Annotated in this window: 22 protein-coding genes and 1 pseudogene; 15 read left to right on the top strand and 8 right to left on the bottom strand. The window is 48.8% G+C overall.

What is annotated here, in order from left to right:
* Positions 1 to 56: 56 nt before the first annotated feature.
* The gene (locus KF947_RS02210; protein ID WP_227405324.1) at positions 57 to 1,253 is read right to left on the bottom strand and encodes a DEAD/DEAH box helicase; all 1,197 of its coding nucleotides are present in this window, start codon (positions 1,251 to 1,253) and stop codon (positions 57 to 59) included.
* 312 nt (positions 1,254 to 1,565) lie between these two features.
* Here KF947_RS02210 and KF947_RS02205 point away from each other — a divergent pair, with 312 nt between their 5' ends.
* Positions 1,566 to 1,973 (top strand): hypothetical protein, encoded by a 408-nt coding sequence (locus KF947_RS02205; RefSeq protein ID WP_227405323.1) that lies wholly within the window; start codon positions 1,566 to 1,568, stop codon positions 1,971 to 1,973.
* Positions 1,974 to 1,996: 23 nt separating this feature from the next.
* Here the strand turns inward: KF947_RS02205 and soxR are convergent, their stop codons facing one another.
* Positions 1,997 to 2,479, bottom strand: coding sequence for a redox-sensitive transcriptional activator SoxR (gene soxR, locus KF947_RS02200; protein WP_227405322.1), 483 nt, complete (start codon positions 2,477 to 2,479; stop codon positions 1,997 to 1,999).
* Positions 2,480 to 2,583: 104 nt separating this feature from the next.
* On the opposite strand from soxR, the gene KF947_RS02195 reads away from it, so the two are divergent.
* The 13 genes from KF947_RS02195 to KF947_RS02135 all read left to right on the top strand — a co-directional run bounded on the left by KF947_RS02195 (position 2,584) and on the right by KF947_RS02135 (position 11,119).
* A complete protein-coding gene (locus KF947_RS02195) occupies positions 2,584 to 3,009 on the top strand; it encodes a VOC family protein (protein WP_227405321.1) in 426 nt (141 codons plus the stop codon).
* A gap of 309 nt (positions 3,010 to 3,318) precedes the next feature.
* Entirely contained in the window at positions 3,319 to 3,744 is a 426-nt protein-coding gene (locus KF947_RS02190) for an N-acetyltransferase (protein ID WP_227405320.1), read from the top strand.
* Positions 3,745 to 3,804: 60 nt separating this feature from the next.
* A complete protein-coding gene (locus KF947_RS02185; protein WP_133733696.1) occupies positions 3,805 to 4,239 on the top strand; it encodes a GFA family protein in 435 nt (144 codons plus the stop codon).
* Between the two features lie 240 nt (positions 4,240 to 4,479).
* Complete coding sequence (locus KF947_RS02180; RefSeq protein WP_227405319.1) at positions 4,480 to 4,902, top strand: tetratricopeptide repeat protein; 423 nt, start codon at positions 4,480 to 4,482, stop codon at positions 4,900 to 4,902.
* A gap of 93 nt (positions 4,903 to 4,995) precedes the next feature.
* A complete protein-coding gene (locus tag KF947_RS02175) occupies positions 4,996 to 5,481 on the top strand; it encodes a DUF1456 family protein (RefSeq protein WP_133733698.1) in 486 nt (161 codons plus the stop codon).
* A gap of 144 nt (positions 5,482 to 5,625) precedes the next feature.
* Positions 5,626 to 5,973 carry a nuclear transport factor 2 family protein gene (locus KF947_RS02170; protein ID WP_227405318.1) on the top strand — a complete coding sequence of 116 codons (348 nt, stop codon included), beginning with the start codon at positions 5,626 to 5,628 and terminating at the stop codon, positions 5,971 to 5,973.
* Positions 5,974 to 6,035: 62 nt separating this feature from the next.
* Positions 6,036 to 7,292: an ISL3 family transposase gene (locus KF947_RS02165; RefSeq protein ID WP_227404396.1), complete on the top strand. Its 1,257-nt coding sequence runs from the start codon at positions 6,036 to 6,038 to the stop codon at positions 7,290 to 7,292.
* A gap of 119 nt (positions 7,293 to 7,411) precedes the next feature.
* A complete protein-coding gene (locus KF947_RS02160; RefSeq protein WP_227405317.1) occupies positions 7,412 to 8,038 on the top strand; it encodes a LysE family translocator in 627 nt (208 codons plus the stop codon).
* A 96-nt stretch (positions 8,039 to 8,134) separates the two neighbouring features.
* Entirely contained in the window at positions 8,135 to 8,467 is a 333-nt protein-coding gene (locus KF947_RS02155) for a GFA family protein (protein WP_227405316.1), read from the top strand.
* A 174-nt stretch (positions 8,468 to 8,641) separates the two neighbouring features.
* Complete coding sequence (locus KF947_RS02150) at positions 8,642 to 9,169, top strand: GNAT family N-acetyltransferase (protein ID WP_227405315.1); 528 nt, start codon at positions 8,642 to 8,644, stop codon at positions 9,167 to 9,169.
* Positions 9,170 to 9,450: 281 nt separating this feature from the next.
* The gene (locus tag KF947_RS02145) at positions 9,451 to 9,924 is read left to right on the top strand and encodes an HIT family protein (protein ID WP_227405314.1); all 474 of its coding nucleotides are present in this window, start codon (positions 9,451 to 9,453) and stop codon (positions 9,922 to 9,924) included.
* Positions 9,925 to 9,978: 54 nt separating this feature from the next.
* Positions 9,979 to 10,470, top strand: a complete 492-nt coding sequence (locus KF947_RS02140; protein ID WP_227405313.1) for a RidA family protein — start codon at positions 9,979 to 9,981, stop codon at positions 10,468 to 10,470.
* A gap of 139 nt (positions 10,471 to 10,609) precedes the next feature.
* Positions 10,610 to 11,119, top strand: coding sequence for a GNAT family N-acetyltransferase (locus tag KF947_RS02135; protein ID WP_227406262.1), 510 nt, complete (start codon positions 10,610 to 10,612; stop codon positions 11,117 to 11,119).
* A gap of 54 nt (positions 11,120 to 11,173) precedes the next feature.
* Here the strand turns inward: KF947_RS02135 and KF947_RS02130 are convergent, their stop codons facing one another.
* Both KF947_RS02130 and KF947_RS02125 read right to left on the bottom strand, forming a co-directional pair.
* On the bottom strand, positions 11,174 to 11,485 hold the full coding sequence (locus KF947_RS02130) for a type II toxin-antitoxin system RelE/ParE family toxin (protein ID WP_227405312.1): 312 nt from the start codon (positions 11,483 to 11,485) through the stop codon (positions 11,174 to 11,176).
* A gap of 2 nt (positions 11,486 to 11,487) precedes the next feature.
* The gene (locus KF947_RS02125) at positions 11,488 to 11,724 is read right to left on the bottom strand and encodes an addiction module protein (RefSeq protein WP_027957578.1); all 237 of its coding nucleotides are present in this window, start codon (positions 11,722 to 11,724) and stop codon (positions 11,488 to 11,490) included.
* Positions 11,725 to 11,750: 26 nt separating this feature from the next.
* On the opposite strand from KF947_RS02125, the gene KF947_RS02120 reads away from it, so the two are divergent.
* The gene (locus KF947_RS02120) at positions 11,751 to 12,146 is read left to right on the top strand and encodes a putative quinol monooxygenase (RefSeq protein ID WP_319796389.1); all 396 of its coding nucleotides are present in this window, start codon (positions 11,751 to 11,753) and stop codon (positions 12,144 to 12,146) included.
* A 50-nt stretch (positions 12,147 to 12,196) separates the two neighbouring features.
* On the opposite strand, the gene KF947_RS02115 is transcribed toward KF947_RS02120, so the two are convergent.
* The 4 genes and pseudogenes from KF947_RS02115 to KF947_RS22170 all read right to left on the bottom strand — a co-directional run.
* On the bottom strand, positions 12,197 to 12,403 hold the full coding sequence (locus KF947_RS02115) for a YrhK family protein (protein WP_227405310.1): 207 nt from the start codon (positions 12,401 to 12,403) through the stop codon (positions 12,197 to 12,199).
* Between the two features lie 45 nt (positions 12,404 to 12,448).
* A complete protein-coding gene (locus KF947_RS02110; RefSeq protein WP_227405309.1) occupies positions 12,449 to 12,904 on the bottom strand; it encodes a carboxymuconolactone decarboxylase family protein in 456 nt (151 codons plus the stop codon).
* 52 nt (positions 12,905 to 12,956) lie between these two features.
* Positions 12,957 to 13,409 carry a helix-turn-helix domain-containing protein gene (locus tag KF947_RS02105; RefSeq protein WP_227405308.1) on the bottom strand — a complete coding sequence of 151 codons (453 nt, stop codon included), beginning with the start codon at positions 13,407 to 13,409 and terminating at the stop codon, positions 12,957 to 12,959.
* Positions 13,410 to 13,454: 45 nt separating this feature from the next.
* Positions 13,455 to 13,775 (bottom strand): annotated as a pseudogene (locus KF947_RS22170) (DUF6597 domain-containing transcriptional factor); the annotation flags it as partial.
* Between the last annotated feature and the right edge of the window lie 9 nt (positions 13,776 to 13,784).

Below are 13,784 nucleotides of genomic sequence, written 5' to 3'. Positions count from 1 at the left end.
CTACAATAAAGAAGCTCACCTTTGATTTTTTAATAGGTGAGCCTCTTGGGTAAGTTCTAACGATTACTTTGTTTACTGAAATTCAAGTTTGACTCGGGTACTGCTTTGCGAACCGGAAAGCCTGCAATCTCTTTGCGCTCAATAATGCTTTTTAACCGTCTTTCAATAGCGCAAAGATTTTTAAAGTCACTCATGTCGACTAAAGAAATGGCTTCGCCTGAGGCACCCGCGCGGCCGGTTCGGCCAATGCGGTGGATGTACTCTTCTGGCTGAAAAGGTAAATCGTAATTCACCACACGACTCAATTCATCAATATCCAAACCGCGCGCGGCAACCCCCGTGGCGACCAAGTACTTTAGCTCGCCAGATTTGAACTGGGCCAAAATCTTTTCGCGCATGGCTTGGCTTCTATCGCCATGAATGGAGTCCGCTGTGATGCCGCGTTTTTCCAGCTGAGCAACAAGCTTGGCCGCATTGTGTTTTTTCTCGGTAAAAATAAGCGCCTGATCCCACTTTTGCTCATTAATTAAGTGGCTCAACAGGGCGGACTTAGTGTCTTTGTCGACGGTGATGAGCCACTGTTTGACATTAGCGGCGGCGCGGACGTTGGGAGAAATGGATATTTCAGCCGCTAGATCGGTCATCTTGCTATCTGAAAAATCGTAGGCTAGGGCGCGAACGTCGTCTGTGATGGTGGCCGAAAACAGTAGGTTCTGACGGTTTTCAGGTAGGCGCTCTATGATTTTATGGATATCGTCGGCAAAACCCATGTCGACCATTCTGTCCGCTTCGTCCAGTACCATGACTTTAAGTTCATCAAAGTGCAGCGCACGCTGATGGGCCAAATCAAGCAATCTGCCCGGCGTGGCGACCAGAATATCCACCCCTTCGATTAGGCGCTCTTTTTGAGCTTCGGTATCCACACCGCCATACATCGCCATCGAGGTTAGGTGCGTGTGCTTGGCGTATTGAGCCACACTGGCTTCGATCTGAACCGCTAACTCACGAGTCGGTACGAGAATTAGCGCCCGTATGCGCTTGCCGCGTAACGTTCCCGCGTTGCTGAACCGTTCTAGCAGAGGCAGAACAAAGGCAGCGGTTTTGCCCGTGCCTGTTTGGGCGGTGGCGATTAAGTCCTTACCCGAAAGAATGGCAGGAATCGCTTGTTCCTGGATGGGCGTTGGCGTTTGGTAACCTAGTTCGGTAATCGCTTGAACAAGAGGACTGGATAATCCTAGTTTTGAAAATGGCATTAGGAGCTCTGACCGATGGTCGTAAGGTGTGTAGAAAATGAAAAATGATGCAGTATAGCGTAAAAGCAAGCTCTCGTTGCTCGGATAGTGCGTTTTGCTTTTCAGGGTCTGATGTTTTAATTTTGAGTGCTATGTCGTTGAATTATGATTCAGTTTACTAATTAGATTGTTATAGAAACGAATAATGCTATCCAGCTATGACAAAGAATCCAAGTGTGCTGAAATCGGTTTTATCAAGAGGGCTGTCAATGTGGCTGGCCTTAAGTGGGTGAAGGCTGTTAGGGAATCATCATGGAGAGCATTGGTAACTAAATGAACCCCGTCATTCAAGAAGAAATATCCGGCTGTGGCATCGCATCATGTGCTGTTCTTGCGGGCATTAGCTATGCGCAGGCCAAAGAAAAAGCAAACGCTTTGGGTATCTATGCCGAAGACACAGCGCTTTGGTCAGACACCGAGTACGTCCGTAAGCTCTTGCGTGCTTTGGGAATCACCGCTGCACCCACGGAGACGCCGTTCGATACCTGGGAGCGCCTTCCAGATAAGGCGCTGTTGGCGATCAAATGGCGCATAGAGCAGGGCAAACCTTTCTGGCATTGGGTGGTGTTTGTTAGGAGTGAGCGGGAAGCCGTGGTGCTGGATTCCAAAAAAGCCCTGAAAACAAACACCCGTCGTGACTTCGGACGCATCAAACCCAAGTGGTTCATTCGTTTAGATTAATGCTTGAGGGCTGCTAATAAGCGCTATGAGCTAGCGCTTGGTTCTTGCTGGGCTCTCGCTTTCTGTTCTGCTTGATCCAGAAGCACCGGGCCGCTACCTGATTCCGCCAGCTTGTCGTCCGGGTTGTAGAGCGGGCAACTGGTCATGCTCAGACAGCCGCAGCCTATACAGCCTGCCAGGTTATTACGCAGCTTTTGCAGATAAGCAATCCGGCCATCGAGCATCTGCTGCCAATTTTTTGAAAGCTGTTGCCAGTCTTGAACCGTCGGTGTGCGGTTATTGGGCAGTGATTCAAAAGCTCGCTTGATCTCATCCAGACTGACGCCGACTTTCTGAGCGGCTTTAATCACCGAAATCCGCCTAAGTACTTCCGGTTTGTAACGGCGCTGGTTGCCCGCATTGCGCCAGCTTTGGATCAACCCTTGCTGTTCGTAAAAGTGCAAGGTACTGACTTTAATGCCGCAGCGCTTTGCCACCTTGCCCACACTCCAAATAGCCTCTGCCATCACGCACTCCTGAATCTTTTTTGCCATTTTTTCCCAAAAAACACTTTACCTCAAGTGAAGTTGAGGTTTTATCCTGCCATTTCACTTAACGCAAGGAGACTCTTATGTACTTGGAACACGTTAATCTGGTCGTTGATGATATGGATGCCATGTTGGATTTTTACCGCGCGGTATTCCCGCATTGGCGGGTACGCGATGAAGGCCATGGCGAGTGGTATGGCAAACCGCGTAAATGGGTGCACTTTGGTGACGACGAACATTACCTGGCGCTAAGCGATCATGGCGAAGGGGCAAACCGCGATCTGAAAGGTCACAGTGTTGGGCTGGCCCATTTTGCCTATGTGACCGATAACCTGGATGCCGTTGTGGCCAGATTGAATAACGCGGGTTATGCCATTGCGAAACCAGGAGCTGTGGAGCCGTTTCGCAAAAATGTCTATTTTGTCGATCCGGCCGGTTTTGAAGTGGAGTTTGTCGAATACCTAAGTGACATCCCGGCCGAGCGGAATTTAAATCAAGATGCCGCTTAATAAGCAGTTCAGCACCTTCCAGGGTGCTGAACCGTTATAGATTTAGCTTTGATGCACCATAAAATATCTTTAGAATAACCTGTTAAAATTCCTGGATCTTGCAGTGGGACTTGGAAGCAAAAAGGCTTTCAGGAATTGATGAGAGCTAATTACTCCCATGGAAGGAACGGATTGCCCCTAAGGAAGACAAAGCATTCCGGCCTAAATTTACGAAGCTGCCTAGCGCTGGTTCATATGCAATCTTATCCAGGGCTAGGCAGCTTTCCAATACTGCCTTTGGCGCCATTGACCATCATTAGGAACGTTTAGATGATTCGTAAATACCGTGAGGCGGATATTGAACAAATTTTGGATATCTGGCTCTCAGCATCGATTGAAGCCCACTCCTTTGTTGGTTCAGAATTTTGGCGGTCAAAAGTTAGCGAAATGCGGGATATATACATTCCTGCATCAGAGACCTTCGTATTTGAAGCTGATGGGCAGATAGGCGGGTTTTACTGCCTCTATGGAAACACGTTGGCAGCAGTTTTTGTGCTACCAAGCCTGCAGGGAAATGGTATAGGGTCAGCGTTGATTGAAGATGCTAAGAGCAGAAGGGTGTGTTTACAACTTAGTGTCTATAGGCAGAATGCTTCCAGTATCAATTTTTATAAAAAACATGGCTTTATTGCATTAAGTGAGCAGATTGACGAACAAACTGGCCATCCTGAGTTCATCATGGAGCATTACTGTTAACAGCGTGTAGCGATTAGCAGCGGTTTGTGATCGATGGTGTAAAGCATTAAGGAATATTCGATGCACGGTGAATGTCTGTGTGGCGAGATTAAGTTCGAAATTGAAGGGGAACTGCCGAACTTCTATCAGTGTCACTGCTCATTGTGTCGCAAAGCGACAGGATCTGCGTCAAATACGGCCACTTTTGTAAAAGCAAATAGCTTCCGCTGGCTTTCTGGTCAGTCCAAAATCAGCTCTTTTCAGAAGCCAACCGGCTATCGTAATGATTTTTGTTCGGTCTGCGGTAGTCTGGTACCCAACCAGCTGAGAGACACGGGGTTGGTATGGGTTCCCGCTGGTTTGCTGAATAATGTGACTGCGTCGCAAATATCTATCCATCTTCATCTTTCTTCATCCGCGTCTTGGGCGTCAGAATCAGATGGCTGTGTTCGTTTGGATGTTGGCCCTGATAGTTTGGAATCGCTTAACCTGGCATTGCAGAAGCCAAGTCGTTGAATAAAGGTCGAATTTTTGCCATTGATAGCTGAAATGTCTTCCAATGCAGCAGCTAAGACGACCACTCAAGCAAAACATACCAACGCCTCATCATAAAAACCGTAAAATGATCGCCCGTAGGGCCATCCCCCAAGGGTATAATGCCACTGGTAACGGTGGGGTGGCTTTGTTACATGCGTTAATTTTCAGCAGGTTTTGTTACTTGTTACTATTTTTAAATAGAGAAAAAGGTAGTCGTTCATGATTAACACCAAAATATACAAGGCGGTTTACGAACTCGCTGAAAAACTCATGAAGGCTGCTGATAAAGAGGATAGAGAGGCCTTCGATGCACTCTATGCGCAGTTGGAAGCCATTTGCAACGAGAACGAAAATACCGATAAGGATCATCCAGAGCAGTGGGAGACGCTGGCTGACTTCACGGAAGAGCTGGATGAGGCGCTGGCAGTCTACGAAAAAGCCTTTGAAAAGGCCGTTGCAGTTAACTCGAAGGATCACATGTCATCTATCGCGTTCTCTATGGCGAAGTTGCAAGTTGAGCTGGGCCAAACCGACGCGGCTATCAGTAATCTTAAAAATGCCCAAGCCACCGCCAATAAAATTGAAGATGGCGAGCTTAAAGACGAAATTGACGAGCTGCTTGGAAAGCTGACCACGGGTTAGTTTTTTAAGCTGCTAGTTTTAATCATATTCACGATAAACGTAGATGCACAAAGCTTGATTGTGCTGGGTTTGCCTAAGACTAGGGACACTATTTTGACCAATAACGATATTTTTCGCCGCATACGTTACACCTTTGATTTAAAAGACAGCACCATCGTGGATATCTTCGCCTTGGCAGAGGTCAGCGTGGCTCAAGAGCAGGTAACGGCCTGGCTGAAAAAGGATGACGACGACGCCTTTGTCACCATGAAGAACCGAGAGTTGGCGGCGTTTTTGAACGGCTTTATTAGCTTTAAGCGTGGCAAGCGCGAAGGGCCACAGCCCGTGCCAGAGTCGCAGTTGAACAACAATATGGTGTTTCAGAAGCTGCGCATTGCGTTGAATTTAAAGGCTGAAGATATTTTGGCTGCTTTTGAGCTGGCTGGCTTCAACCTAAGTAACCATGAGTTAAGTGCGTTTTTCCGCAAGCCCAGCCATAAGAATTATCGAGAGTGCAAAGATCAGGTGCTGCGAAATTTCTTACTCGGCATCCAGCTTCAGCTGCGGCCAAACCAGGAGGCTTCAAGCTCTGAGTCCTGAGCTTCATGGCCTGAATTCATGCAATAGCTGCAGCACTTTGTATTATGCGGTATAGGCCAGCTGCGGCTTCGATGTGATGTTTTAAGTGTCGCTACAAAGCTGCGCTGTTTTGTGCAGCTGAACTCAGACCTTAAGGCAACGGCTATGGAAATCGAAGCGGATCTGATAGAAAAGGAAAGAGCCTTGCTTAGCTTCGAGGTGCGCAGCTCACCGGCGAAGCTGCGGTCTTTACTGTCCTTGGATTTCCTGGAGATCGGCGCATCAGGCGATTTTTTCGGGTTAGATAGTGTCCTTGATTGTTTGCCGCAGGAATCCGCATGGTCGGCCATATATCAGGACTTTGAGCACCGGAGATTGAGCTCTGATCTTATTCAGCTCTTTTATAGGGTTGCTATCAGTCGTCAAAACGGCTTAGGTACAAGTTATTCACGGCGAACGTCAATATGGCGGAAAGAGGGAAGTGACTGGAAAATGGTGGCTCTTCGACGCTGAGTGTGGAATTCATGCCCTGAGCTAGGCCAGAATATAGTCTTTACAACGGCAGTAGGTATGACATGGACGGCACCCAAATTCTGGCGCTCGGCCTGGGCCTAGAAGCGCCCTGGATCCTCAAGAACCAGCACCTGGATACCTCTGTGTCGCCCCACCGCCTGGATCTCTATGTCGAGGCGGAGCGAGGCAGTCTCTATCCCTGTCCAGAGTGCGGTAAGACCTGCCAAGCTCACGATTTTGCCGACAAAACCTGGCGGCATCTGAACTTCTTTCAGCACCACTGTTACCTGCATGCTCGCGTGCCTCGCACGAAGTGTCCTGAACATGGCGTCAAACGCATAGAGGTGCCCTGGGCGCGGCCGGGCAGCGACTTCACCCTGCTGTTTGAGCAAGCGGCTATGTCACTGGTCAAGGAGATGCCGGTGCTGGCCGTCTCCCGCCAGTTGGAGATTTCCGACAAACGACTATGGCGCATCGTGCATCACTACGTAGGCCGAATGCTAGGGGAACTGGATCTGTCCAAGGTGGCGACGGTCGGCGTGGACGAAACCGCGTCCCGGCGCGGCCATCACTACGTCACAGTGTTCCTCGACATGAAGCGCAAGCAGGAACCGGTGATCTTCGCTGTTCCAGGCTGCGGCAAGGATGCCATCCAAGCATTTAGCGCCTTCCTGACAGCCCATGGGGGCGATACGGACAATGTGGTCGAGGTAGTCTGCGACATGTCGCCCGCCTTCCTTAGCGGCATCACCAAGCACCTTCCCAAGGCCGAGGTAACGGTCGACTGGTTCCATATCGTGCAGACCTTTACCAAGCGGCTGGACGAGGTACGCAAGAAAGAGCGCCGCGAGCAGGAACACCCTAAATCGCTGCGCTGGGCACTGCTGAAAAATCTGGACAACGAGAACCTGAGGCCTAAACAGTTGGCGGCGCTCCAGGAGTTAGTAGCTGATCAGAGCGCCACGGCCGATGCCTGGATAATCAAGGAAAAGCTACGCTGGATCCAGAAGGCCCCAACGCCCAGAGCGGCTCGGTGGCGCATCACGAACTACCTCAAGGTCATGCAATCGGCGGTTTCTGAAAAGCCACTACTGAAGCCGATGGGAAAGGCCTTGGCGACACTTGAGCGGCACGCGGAAGCAGTGGTCAGGCGCTGGCACTCGGGACTGACGAACGCAAGACTGGAAGGGATGAACGGCCTATTTCAGGCAGCTCGGTCACGCGCACGTGGCTATCGGAACGAGGCTAACTTCATCGCCATGATCTACCTGATTGGCAGCCCGGTGGGCCGCCTGTTCGATCAGGCTAAATCCACATGAAGTGACGAAGAACCAAAATGGTTTACAACCAAGGTACGGCTATTTCTCCTTTTGAGGTTCAGTCTTAGATCGTTGATTCTGCGGGCGTTACACACTTTAATTTTGAAAAGTGAGGGGCTATGGGAACGGAAATTTGGCTTCTGTATGTCAGCACCGTATTCATTTTGATGAGTACGCCTGGCCCTAGCCAGCTTTTGATGCTTTCCAATAGCGTTAGCAATGGTTTCCAACGGTCGCTATTTACCGCCGCTGGCGATTTGTCAGCCAATTTTTTACAGATGATTGTCGCCTCGATAGGTTTGGTGAGCATTGTCCAGCAATCCAGTGATTTCTTTATCATTGTGAAGTGGGCGGGGGTGGCATATTTATTGTACTTAGGCCTAAGGTTGATCTTCGCAAAGGGTGGGAGCCATGTAGGTGTGGCGAATAAGGTGCGGTCGAAAAACAGCTTGTTTTGGCAAGGTTTTATCACTTCAGCCGCAAACCCTAAAGCCGTTATTTTTTTCGCTGCTCTTTTTCCACAGTTCATTAACCCATCTGAGCCCCTTCTGTATCAGTTTGCGATACTGAGTGCCACGTATCTCATCATGGATGCGGTTTTCTTGTTTTCCTACGGTAAATCAGCTGAATGGGTTAGTACGCAACTAAAGTCATCAGCGCGCCAGTACTTAGGTAAGGTATCTGGATCGTTTCTGATTGGCGCAGCGGTGCTTCTAGGGCTGAAAGAAGTTGATGCTAACTTATAAAACGCCTCGCCAGCGATAGATACGGGGAAAGTTGTGGTCAAGCAAGTGGGCGGAGTTAACATTCAACCTAATCACAGAGCTACATGCCACTGCGGCATGGTGGAGCTCGAACTCGATCTGCCTGAGGGTCTTGTTGACCCGAAAAGGTGTAACTGCTCTATTTGCAGGCGCAAAGGCGCTGTTATGGCCTATGTACCATTGGACGGTCTTCGCATTCTCCGTGGAGCTGAGCATCTAAAGCTATATCGGTTCAATTCAGGTGTCGCAAAGCATTATTTCTGCTCAAACTGTGGCATCTACACCCACCATCAAACGCGCTCAAACCCCACTGTGTATGGATTCAATGTCGGGTGCCTGGAAGGCGTTAACCCCTGTGATTTGGATGGTGTCCCGGTTAGCGACGGTATCAATCATGAAGCTGATCTGTAACGGAGAGTTAGGAAGTGCTAGTGCAGCGTGCCTACCCGGTTGGTTCAATCCGGGTATTGAGGTTGCTTTGGGATACTCCATCCATATTCATCGCCTGAAAGATGATATAAATTAAAGTCTTTTCGTACGGAAGCAGTGGAACTGCGCTGTTGTGGCGACGTAAAGGATCCAAACATGATTACGGCTTCCAAAAGGCTAGTTTTGAGATACTACTGGCCTGAAGATATTGCCCCAATCTTTAAAAGCTATACGGGTGATTTAGGCTCAACAAAATACCTTGCACGGCACCCTCACACTGAAATCGAACAAACCGAAAAGATGCTTCAAAATTTTTCCGTTCCTGAAAGTATGGCGTTAACAGGCAAGTGTATTTGGGTTGTAGATGCTATCAGGAAAGGAGGTGCCATAGGGCTGATAACCGTTGTAAAAAGTAAAGGCTCAATGGTTGTTCACTTTGGTATCGGGAAACCATATAGAGGTTGCGGATACGCAGCAGAGGCGTTGGTACTTACCGCACAGCACTTGCTCGCAGAAGATCACGCAATAAGAGTTAACACCTGCACTGACCTCGAGAACGTCGCTGCTCAAAAGGCTTTAGAAAAAGCGGGTTTTATATTCACGAAAAGAGCTGAAAAATTTTATCAAGCCCCACAATTAAACGGCGAGTATAGGGACGTTTTCCACTACGAGTTCAGGGGTTAATAAAAGCTAGTCTCAGGATATTTTTGCTCTGTGTTGCCTTCGCAAAACACTACTTCTGCTCAAATTGCGGCATCTACACTTATCACCAAACGCGCTCGAACCCCAATGTGTATGGATTCAATGTTGGGTGCTTAGAAGGCGTTAACCCCTGTGATTTGGAAGGAGTCCCGATTAGCGAAGGTATCAATCATGAATCTGATCTTTAGCCTGACCTTTTACAGCATCGCTCTATCAGGGCTGTCTCTGAACAACGGAGTATAAAGTGAAATCAAGGAGTGAACATGAGCTGTGTTTTTTGTGAGATCGTGGCTGGTAACGCTCCATGTCACAAGATATGGGAGGACGCCGATCACTTGGCTTTTCTGTCCATTTATCCGAATACACCTGGGTTTTCAGTGGTCATTCCCAAGCGTCATGTTACAAGCTATCTGTTTGCTCAAGATGACGATGTGGTAACGGCGCTGGTATTGGCTTCAAAGCGGGTGGCTTTGCTGCTTGATGAAATATTGGATGATGTTGGTCGTACGGGAATGATATTCGAAGGTTATGGAGTAGATCATTTACATGCGAAACTATTCCCTATGCACGGGACGGGTCAACATTCGGCGTTCAAGCCTATTGCGTCTAGCGTGAACAAATATTTTGATCGGTATGAAGGTTATATCTCGTCCCATGACCATAAACGTGAAGACGATAACATTTTAGCGAATCTTGCCGCCAAAATCAGGGCGAGTATTTATCAACAAGAGCGTTAATAAACCAGTGCCCGTTGTCACTAAAACCTTAACAGTCTATACGTGGAGCCCGTAATGAAATCAACGGTAGAAGAGCGCATTCGTTCGTTGGGCTTGGAACTGCCCGTCGTTACCACGCCAAGGGGCAACTTTCGTTCCTATGCCATTTCGTACAACATGCTCTATCTGTCGGGTAAGGGCGCCCCGTTGCGAGAAGAGGGAGTTGCTGTCCCAAAAGTTGGGCAGGAAGTCACTGTAGAGCAGGCTCGGATGTATGCTCAAGAGGTTGGCCTGTATCTCCTTGCGCTCATTAAAGAAGCCCTGGGTGACTTTGATCGGGTTCAGCGTGTCGTGAAGGTGTTTGGTATGGTTAATGCTGATCCTAATTTTACTGCTCACACTGAAGTCATCAACGGTTGTTCCGACCTGCTTGTTAGCGTTCTTGGTGAGCGCGGTAAGCATGCACGCTCTGCCATTGGTGTTGGCTCATTGCCGAAGGGGTTTGCTGTGGAAATTGAAGCCATCGTTGAGTTTTCAGACGCTTCGCCACACCATCGCGACGCTTAAACCCTTTCTTGAGCTGTCCCCACTTTTGGTAGCTGTTTTACCCAACGTCGAGGGCTTAGGCTCAGTAAAGGCACACTCCTGCCGACAATCAATTGGGGCGGAGCTAGCGCTTGCCGGGAGCATCATCAACAAGGAGGAAATGGTGCAAATTTGTGAAACGGAGAGGCTGGATATCAGAACGTTCTCCTTAGACGATGTTCCCGAGTTAACCAATATCCTCAGCGACCCTGAGGTGATGAAATATTCGATTCGAGGCGTTTGCGATGAAACGGCGACTCGGCGGTTTATCGAGTGGTGTTTGGAGAGCTATGCGTCTCACAGTATCGGGCCATGGGCTTTAGTTGAGAAGGATTCCGGTAAGCTTGTTGGCTTTTGCGGTTTCAGTCACGAAGAGGTTAATGGTGTTGAAGAGATGGGGCTAGGCTATCGGCTAGCCAAACGGTACTGGGGTCAGGGGCTGGCGTCTGAGTCAGTGCAAGCGGTACTCCATAATGCATTTAATCAAAAGCAGCTATCGTCGGTGGTTGTTATTATTGAGCCTGAAAATGGTGCGTCACTTAAGGTCGCAGAGAAAGCAGGGTTTTCTGCATTCGATAATATTGAATTTCATGGCCGTCCAGTGAGGCTGTACCGGCTAACTCAGCAGTAGTGGGACGTACTTCATACTAATGACATGAAAGCGATAGGTGCGCGATAAGTGGCATTATGGGCTAACCCGATTATGCCAGTATCCTGGCTTTCTCGAGTGATGGGCGAAAGCAACAATGGTAATTGTTTGGTTATTGGAAACAGTCACAAGGGAAAACGGGAATTGTTGAAGGATCAAACGCTTTGCACCACGTTTGCTTGCTTTGCCTATTACAGGAACTAGTGGTGGATTTGGTGCGCTTAGCTTTGTGGTAGCTTGTTCAAAGGTATCAATAAGCTGTTCACCAAGCCCCGGTGATTCGAGTTCATACCAAGCTGCGGCTTCCAACAGTTCTTCTGCAGCCTCTGGACTAACCTTTACTATCAAAATCAGTTCCTTAACCGAGCTCTGGCACGCTCAAGGACTTCACTGACATCTAAAGATTTGATTTTGCCAGATTCAATCTCATTGATTCTGCGACATATCTCCGCGTCCCAAGCTTCCGATACACTGATTTCAGCCATACCATCTAGGCTTGCTACCAAATCATGAGCGAGTTTAGCCCGCTCTTTCTCCGATAGGGTCATTGCTTCGTTCGTGATGGTTTCAAGTTGCGCTGTATTCATCTTTTACCCAGCCTTGTGAAACGGCAATGTCAAAATCATGCAGTAAAGCACACTTTAGTACAAGGTCATCAAGTCTGCCTATGGACTGTTGCGGAACCATATCATTAGCGCAGTTGGCGGATTCTGCGCCGAGGAAGTCAATGCCAAAGGTCATACTGAAAGGGTTTATCATCGTCTCCGAGCCGGATCTGAACGCTGTTAAAGCAGAGCTCATCAACCATAAGCGGTTAACCCTGGCTGAGCCCGGCTGCCTCGTTTTTGAGGTTGTTCAATGCACTATGAACCCCTATCGATTTGACGTGTATGAAGAGTTCATTGACCGAGACGCTTTTGAGCGACATCAGGCTAGAGTGAAATCCTCCGCCTGGGGTAAGGTTTCAGCCAATATTGAAAGGCATTACAGCCAGCAATCCGCTGGGTAGCTAACCCAGCGGTTATAACCGACGTTTCTTACATTCGTATGTGTGCTCTATTACCCGCGCTTCTTACCAGCTTTTTTCATACTCATCACGTAAATAATGAACATGATCAGTGAGCCCATTACAAAACACCATACGCCTACGGTTGCGTAGCTCGCAAAAGTGGGAAGAAATAAAAGGCTGCCAAAGAAGAAAAATAAGCTTGATAAGAGACCGAGTAGGTTGGGTAGCTGTTGATGCTGCGTTATCTCACTGTTCATTTTGTTTCCTTATCTGAACTATTACTTTCAAGAGCCTCACAGTGCTTAAATAGTGATGTTGGGTGAAAACTGAAAGCCTACCGATATCCGATTCCAGCTGTTGATTTGAACAATAATGGCGGTGAGGTCAATTAGCCCCTGCTCACCAAACGCAGCTAAGGCGTTTTGATAGTCGTCGTCACTCACCGCTTGCTGGCTGACCAGTGTCAGTGCTTCGGCCCAGGCGAGTGCGGCGCGCTCTTTTGTGCTGAAGCAGGGGGCTTCACGCCAAGCAGGCAATACGTCTAAGCGAACCTGGTGTTCGCCATCGTCTCTGGCCTCTTGCGAATGCATGTGCTGACAAAAGCAGCAATGATTAATTTGCGAAACACGTAGGTTGACCAAGTGGATTATCGAGCGATTAACCGTTGAGTCTGGGGCAGCGTCGCCTAGTGCAGTCAGGTGCTTAGCTAGGCGGGGGCAAAGGCGATATACAGACTGTTGAGACATACGAGTAGACATGTGGGTGACCTCGGTGAGTAAGTTGAGAGCTCAGCTTAACGTCGAGGTTTTTTTACGCCTTGTAAATTTGCGACAGTTTGCGTTTGCGATAGGCGGCGGGTGTTTCATAGGCAAGTGATTGGAAGGCGTGGGTGAAGTGAGCTTGGTCATAGTAACCGCATTGCAGCGCTATTTCCGCTAGAGGCAGTGTGGTTGCAAGCAATCCGTGGCGGGCACGGTTTAGCCGGGCATAGGCCACTAATTGGCCAGGGGTAACGCCTACCTCACGTTTTAATTTGCGCTCCAGGGTACGTCGAGTAAACCCTAGCGTAGCACCTAACTGTTGGGGGGAAAGCTGTAGTTCTCCAATGGCTTGAACAATCGTAGTGATACGGCTATTGGCAGGTGGCTGGCTCTTTAGTCGATCTAACAACCATGTTTCCAGCAGGCGTAATCCCTGTTGTGAGTCCAACTGGTAGAGGCGCTCTACCACAGGCATTAATCCTTGCAACCTTAATTTTTGCACACTTAGTTCTTCAAGCTCGTTATCCACGCGATGGTATGTATCTGCGAATGCTTCGGGTAGTAAGCCCAGCAAGCTGTGGGCGCCTGCCGCTTTAAAGCGAATGCCCAAACAGGGTGTGGTTGTGTCGAGTGTTTCTATTAACGTTCGCCTGTTGAAACAGAGCGTGATGAGGGGGCGGGAGCTGGAGAGTTTAATGCTAAGACTAGCCCCTGCATCGGGGTAGAACTTTTCGGTTCTGGGTTCAGTGAGGTGACCTGGAGTTCCCATTGACCAAAAGCATTGAACCCAAGGCGTTAATCGCCTATCAGGCAGGCGATGCCGGAAGTTTAGATAGTCAGTGTTGCTTGGCAGAATGAGGTCAGTCATGGCGTTAGT

It is taken from the genome of Halomonas sp. FeN2, assembly GCF_020595105.1.
GTDB classification, from domain to species: Bacteria; Pseudomonadota; Gammaproteobacteria; order Pseudomonadales; family Halomonadaceae; genus Vreelandella; species Vreelandella neptunia.
The sequence above is the reverse complement of the archived record's forward strand: the minus strand, read 5'-3'. Positions and strand labels throughout refer to the sequence as shown.

Coding starts and splice junctions, on each gene's coding strand:
- KF947_RS02210 (WP_227405324.1), bottom strand. CDS start 1,253: ATGCCATTTTCAAAACTAGGATTATCCAGTCCTCTTGTTCAAGCGATT.
- KF947_RS02205 (WP_227405323.1), top strand. CDS start 1,566: ATGAACCCCGTCATTCAAGAAGAAATATCCGGCTGTGGCATCGCATCA.
- soxR (WP_227405322.1), bottom strand. CDS start 2,479: ATGGCAGAGGCTATTTGGAGTGTGGGCAAGGTGGCAAAGCGCTGCGGC.
- KF947_RS02195 (WP_227405321.1), top strand. CDS start 2,584: ATGTACTTGGAACACGTTAATCTGGTCGTTGATGATATGGATGCCATG.
- KF947_RS02190 (WP_227405320.1), top strand. CDS start 3,319: ATGATTCGTAAATACCGTGAGGCGGATATTGAACAAATTTTGGATATC.
- KF947_RS02185 (WP_133733696.1), top strand. CDS start 3,805: ATGCACGGTGAATGTCTGTGTGGCGAGATTAAGTTCGAAATTGAAGGG.
- KF947_RS02180 (WP_227405319.1), top strand. CDS start 4,480: ATGATTAACACCAAAATATACAAGGCGGTTTACGAACTCGCTGAAAAA.
- KF947_RS02170 (WP_227405318.1), top strand. CDS start 5,626: ATGGAAATCGAAGCGGATCTGATAGAAAAGGAAAGAGCCTTGCTTAGC.
- KF947_RS02165 (WP_227404396.1), top strand. CDS start 6,036: ATGGACGGCACCCAAATTCTGGCGCTCGGCCTGGGCCTAGAAGCGCCC.
- KF947_RS02160 (WP_227405317.1), top strand. CDS start 7,412: ATGGGAACGGAAATTTGGCTTCTGTATGTCAGCACCGTATTCATTTTG.
- KF947_RS02155 (WP_227405316.1), top strand. CDS start 8,135: ATGGTGGAGCTCGAACTCGATCTGCCTGAGGGTCTTGTTGACCCGAAA.
- KF947_RS02150 (WP_227405315.1), top strand. CDS start 8,642: ATGATTACGGCTTCCAAAAGGCTAGTTTTGAGATACTACTGGCCTGAA.
- KF947_RS02145 (WP_227405314.1), top strand. CDS start 9,451: ATGAGCTGTGTTTTTTGTGAGATCGTGGCTGGTAACGCTCCATGTCAC.
- KF947_RS02140 (WP_227405313.1), top strand. CDS start 9,979: ATGAAATCAACGGTAGAAGAGCGCATTCGTTCGTTGGGCTTGGAACTG.
- KF947_RS02135 (WP_227406262.1), top strand. CDS start 10,610: ATGGTGCAAATTTGTGAAACGGAGAGGCTGGATATCAGAACGTTCTCC.
- KF947_RS02125 (WP_027957578.1), bottom strand. CDS start 11,724: ATGAATACAGCGCAACTTGAAACCATCACGAACGAAGCAATGACCCTA.
- KF947_RS02120 (WP_319796389.1), top strand. CDS start 11,751: ATGTCAAAATCATGCAGTAAAGCACACTTTAGTACAAGGTCATCAAGT.
- KF947_RS02115 (WP_227405310.1), bottom strand. CDS start 12,403: ATGAACAGTGAGATAACGCAGCATCAACAGCTACCCAACCTACTCGGT.
- KF947_RS02110 (WP_227405309.1), bottom strand. CDS start 12,904: ATGTCTACTCGTATGTCTCAACAGTCTGTATATCGCCTTTGCCCCCGC.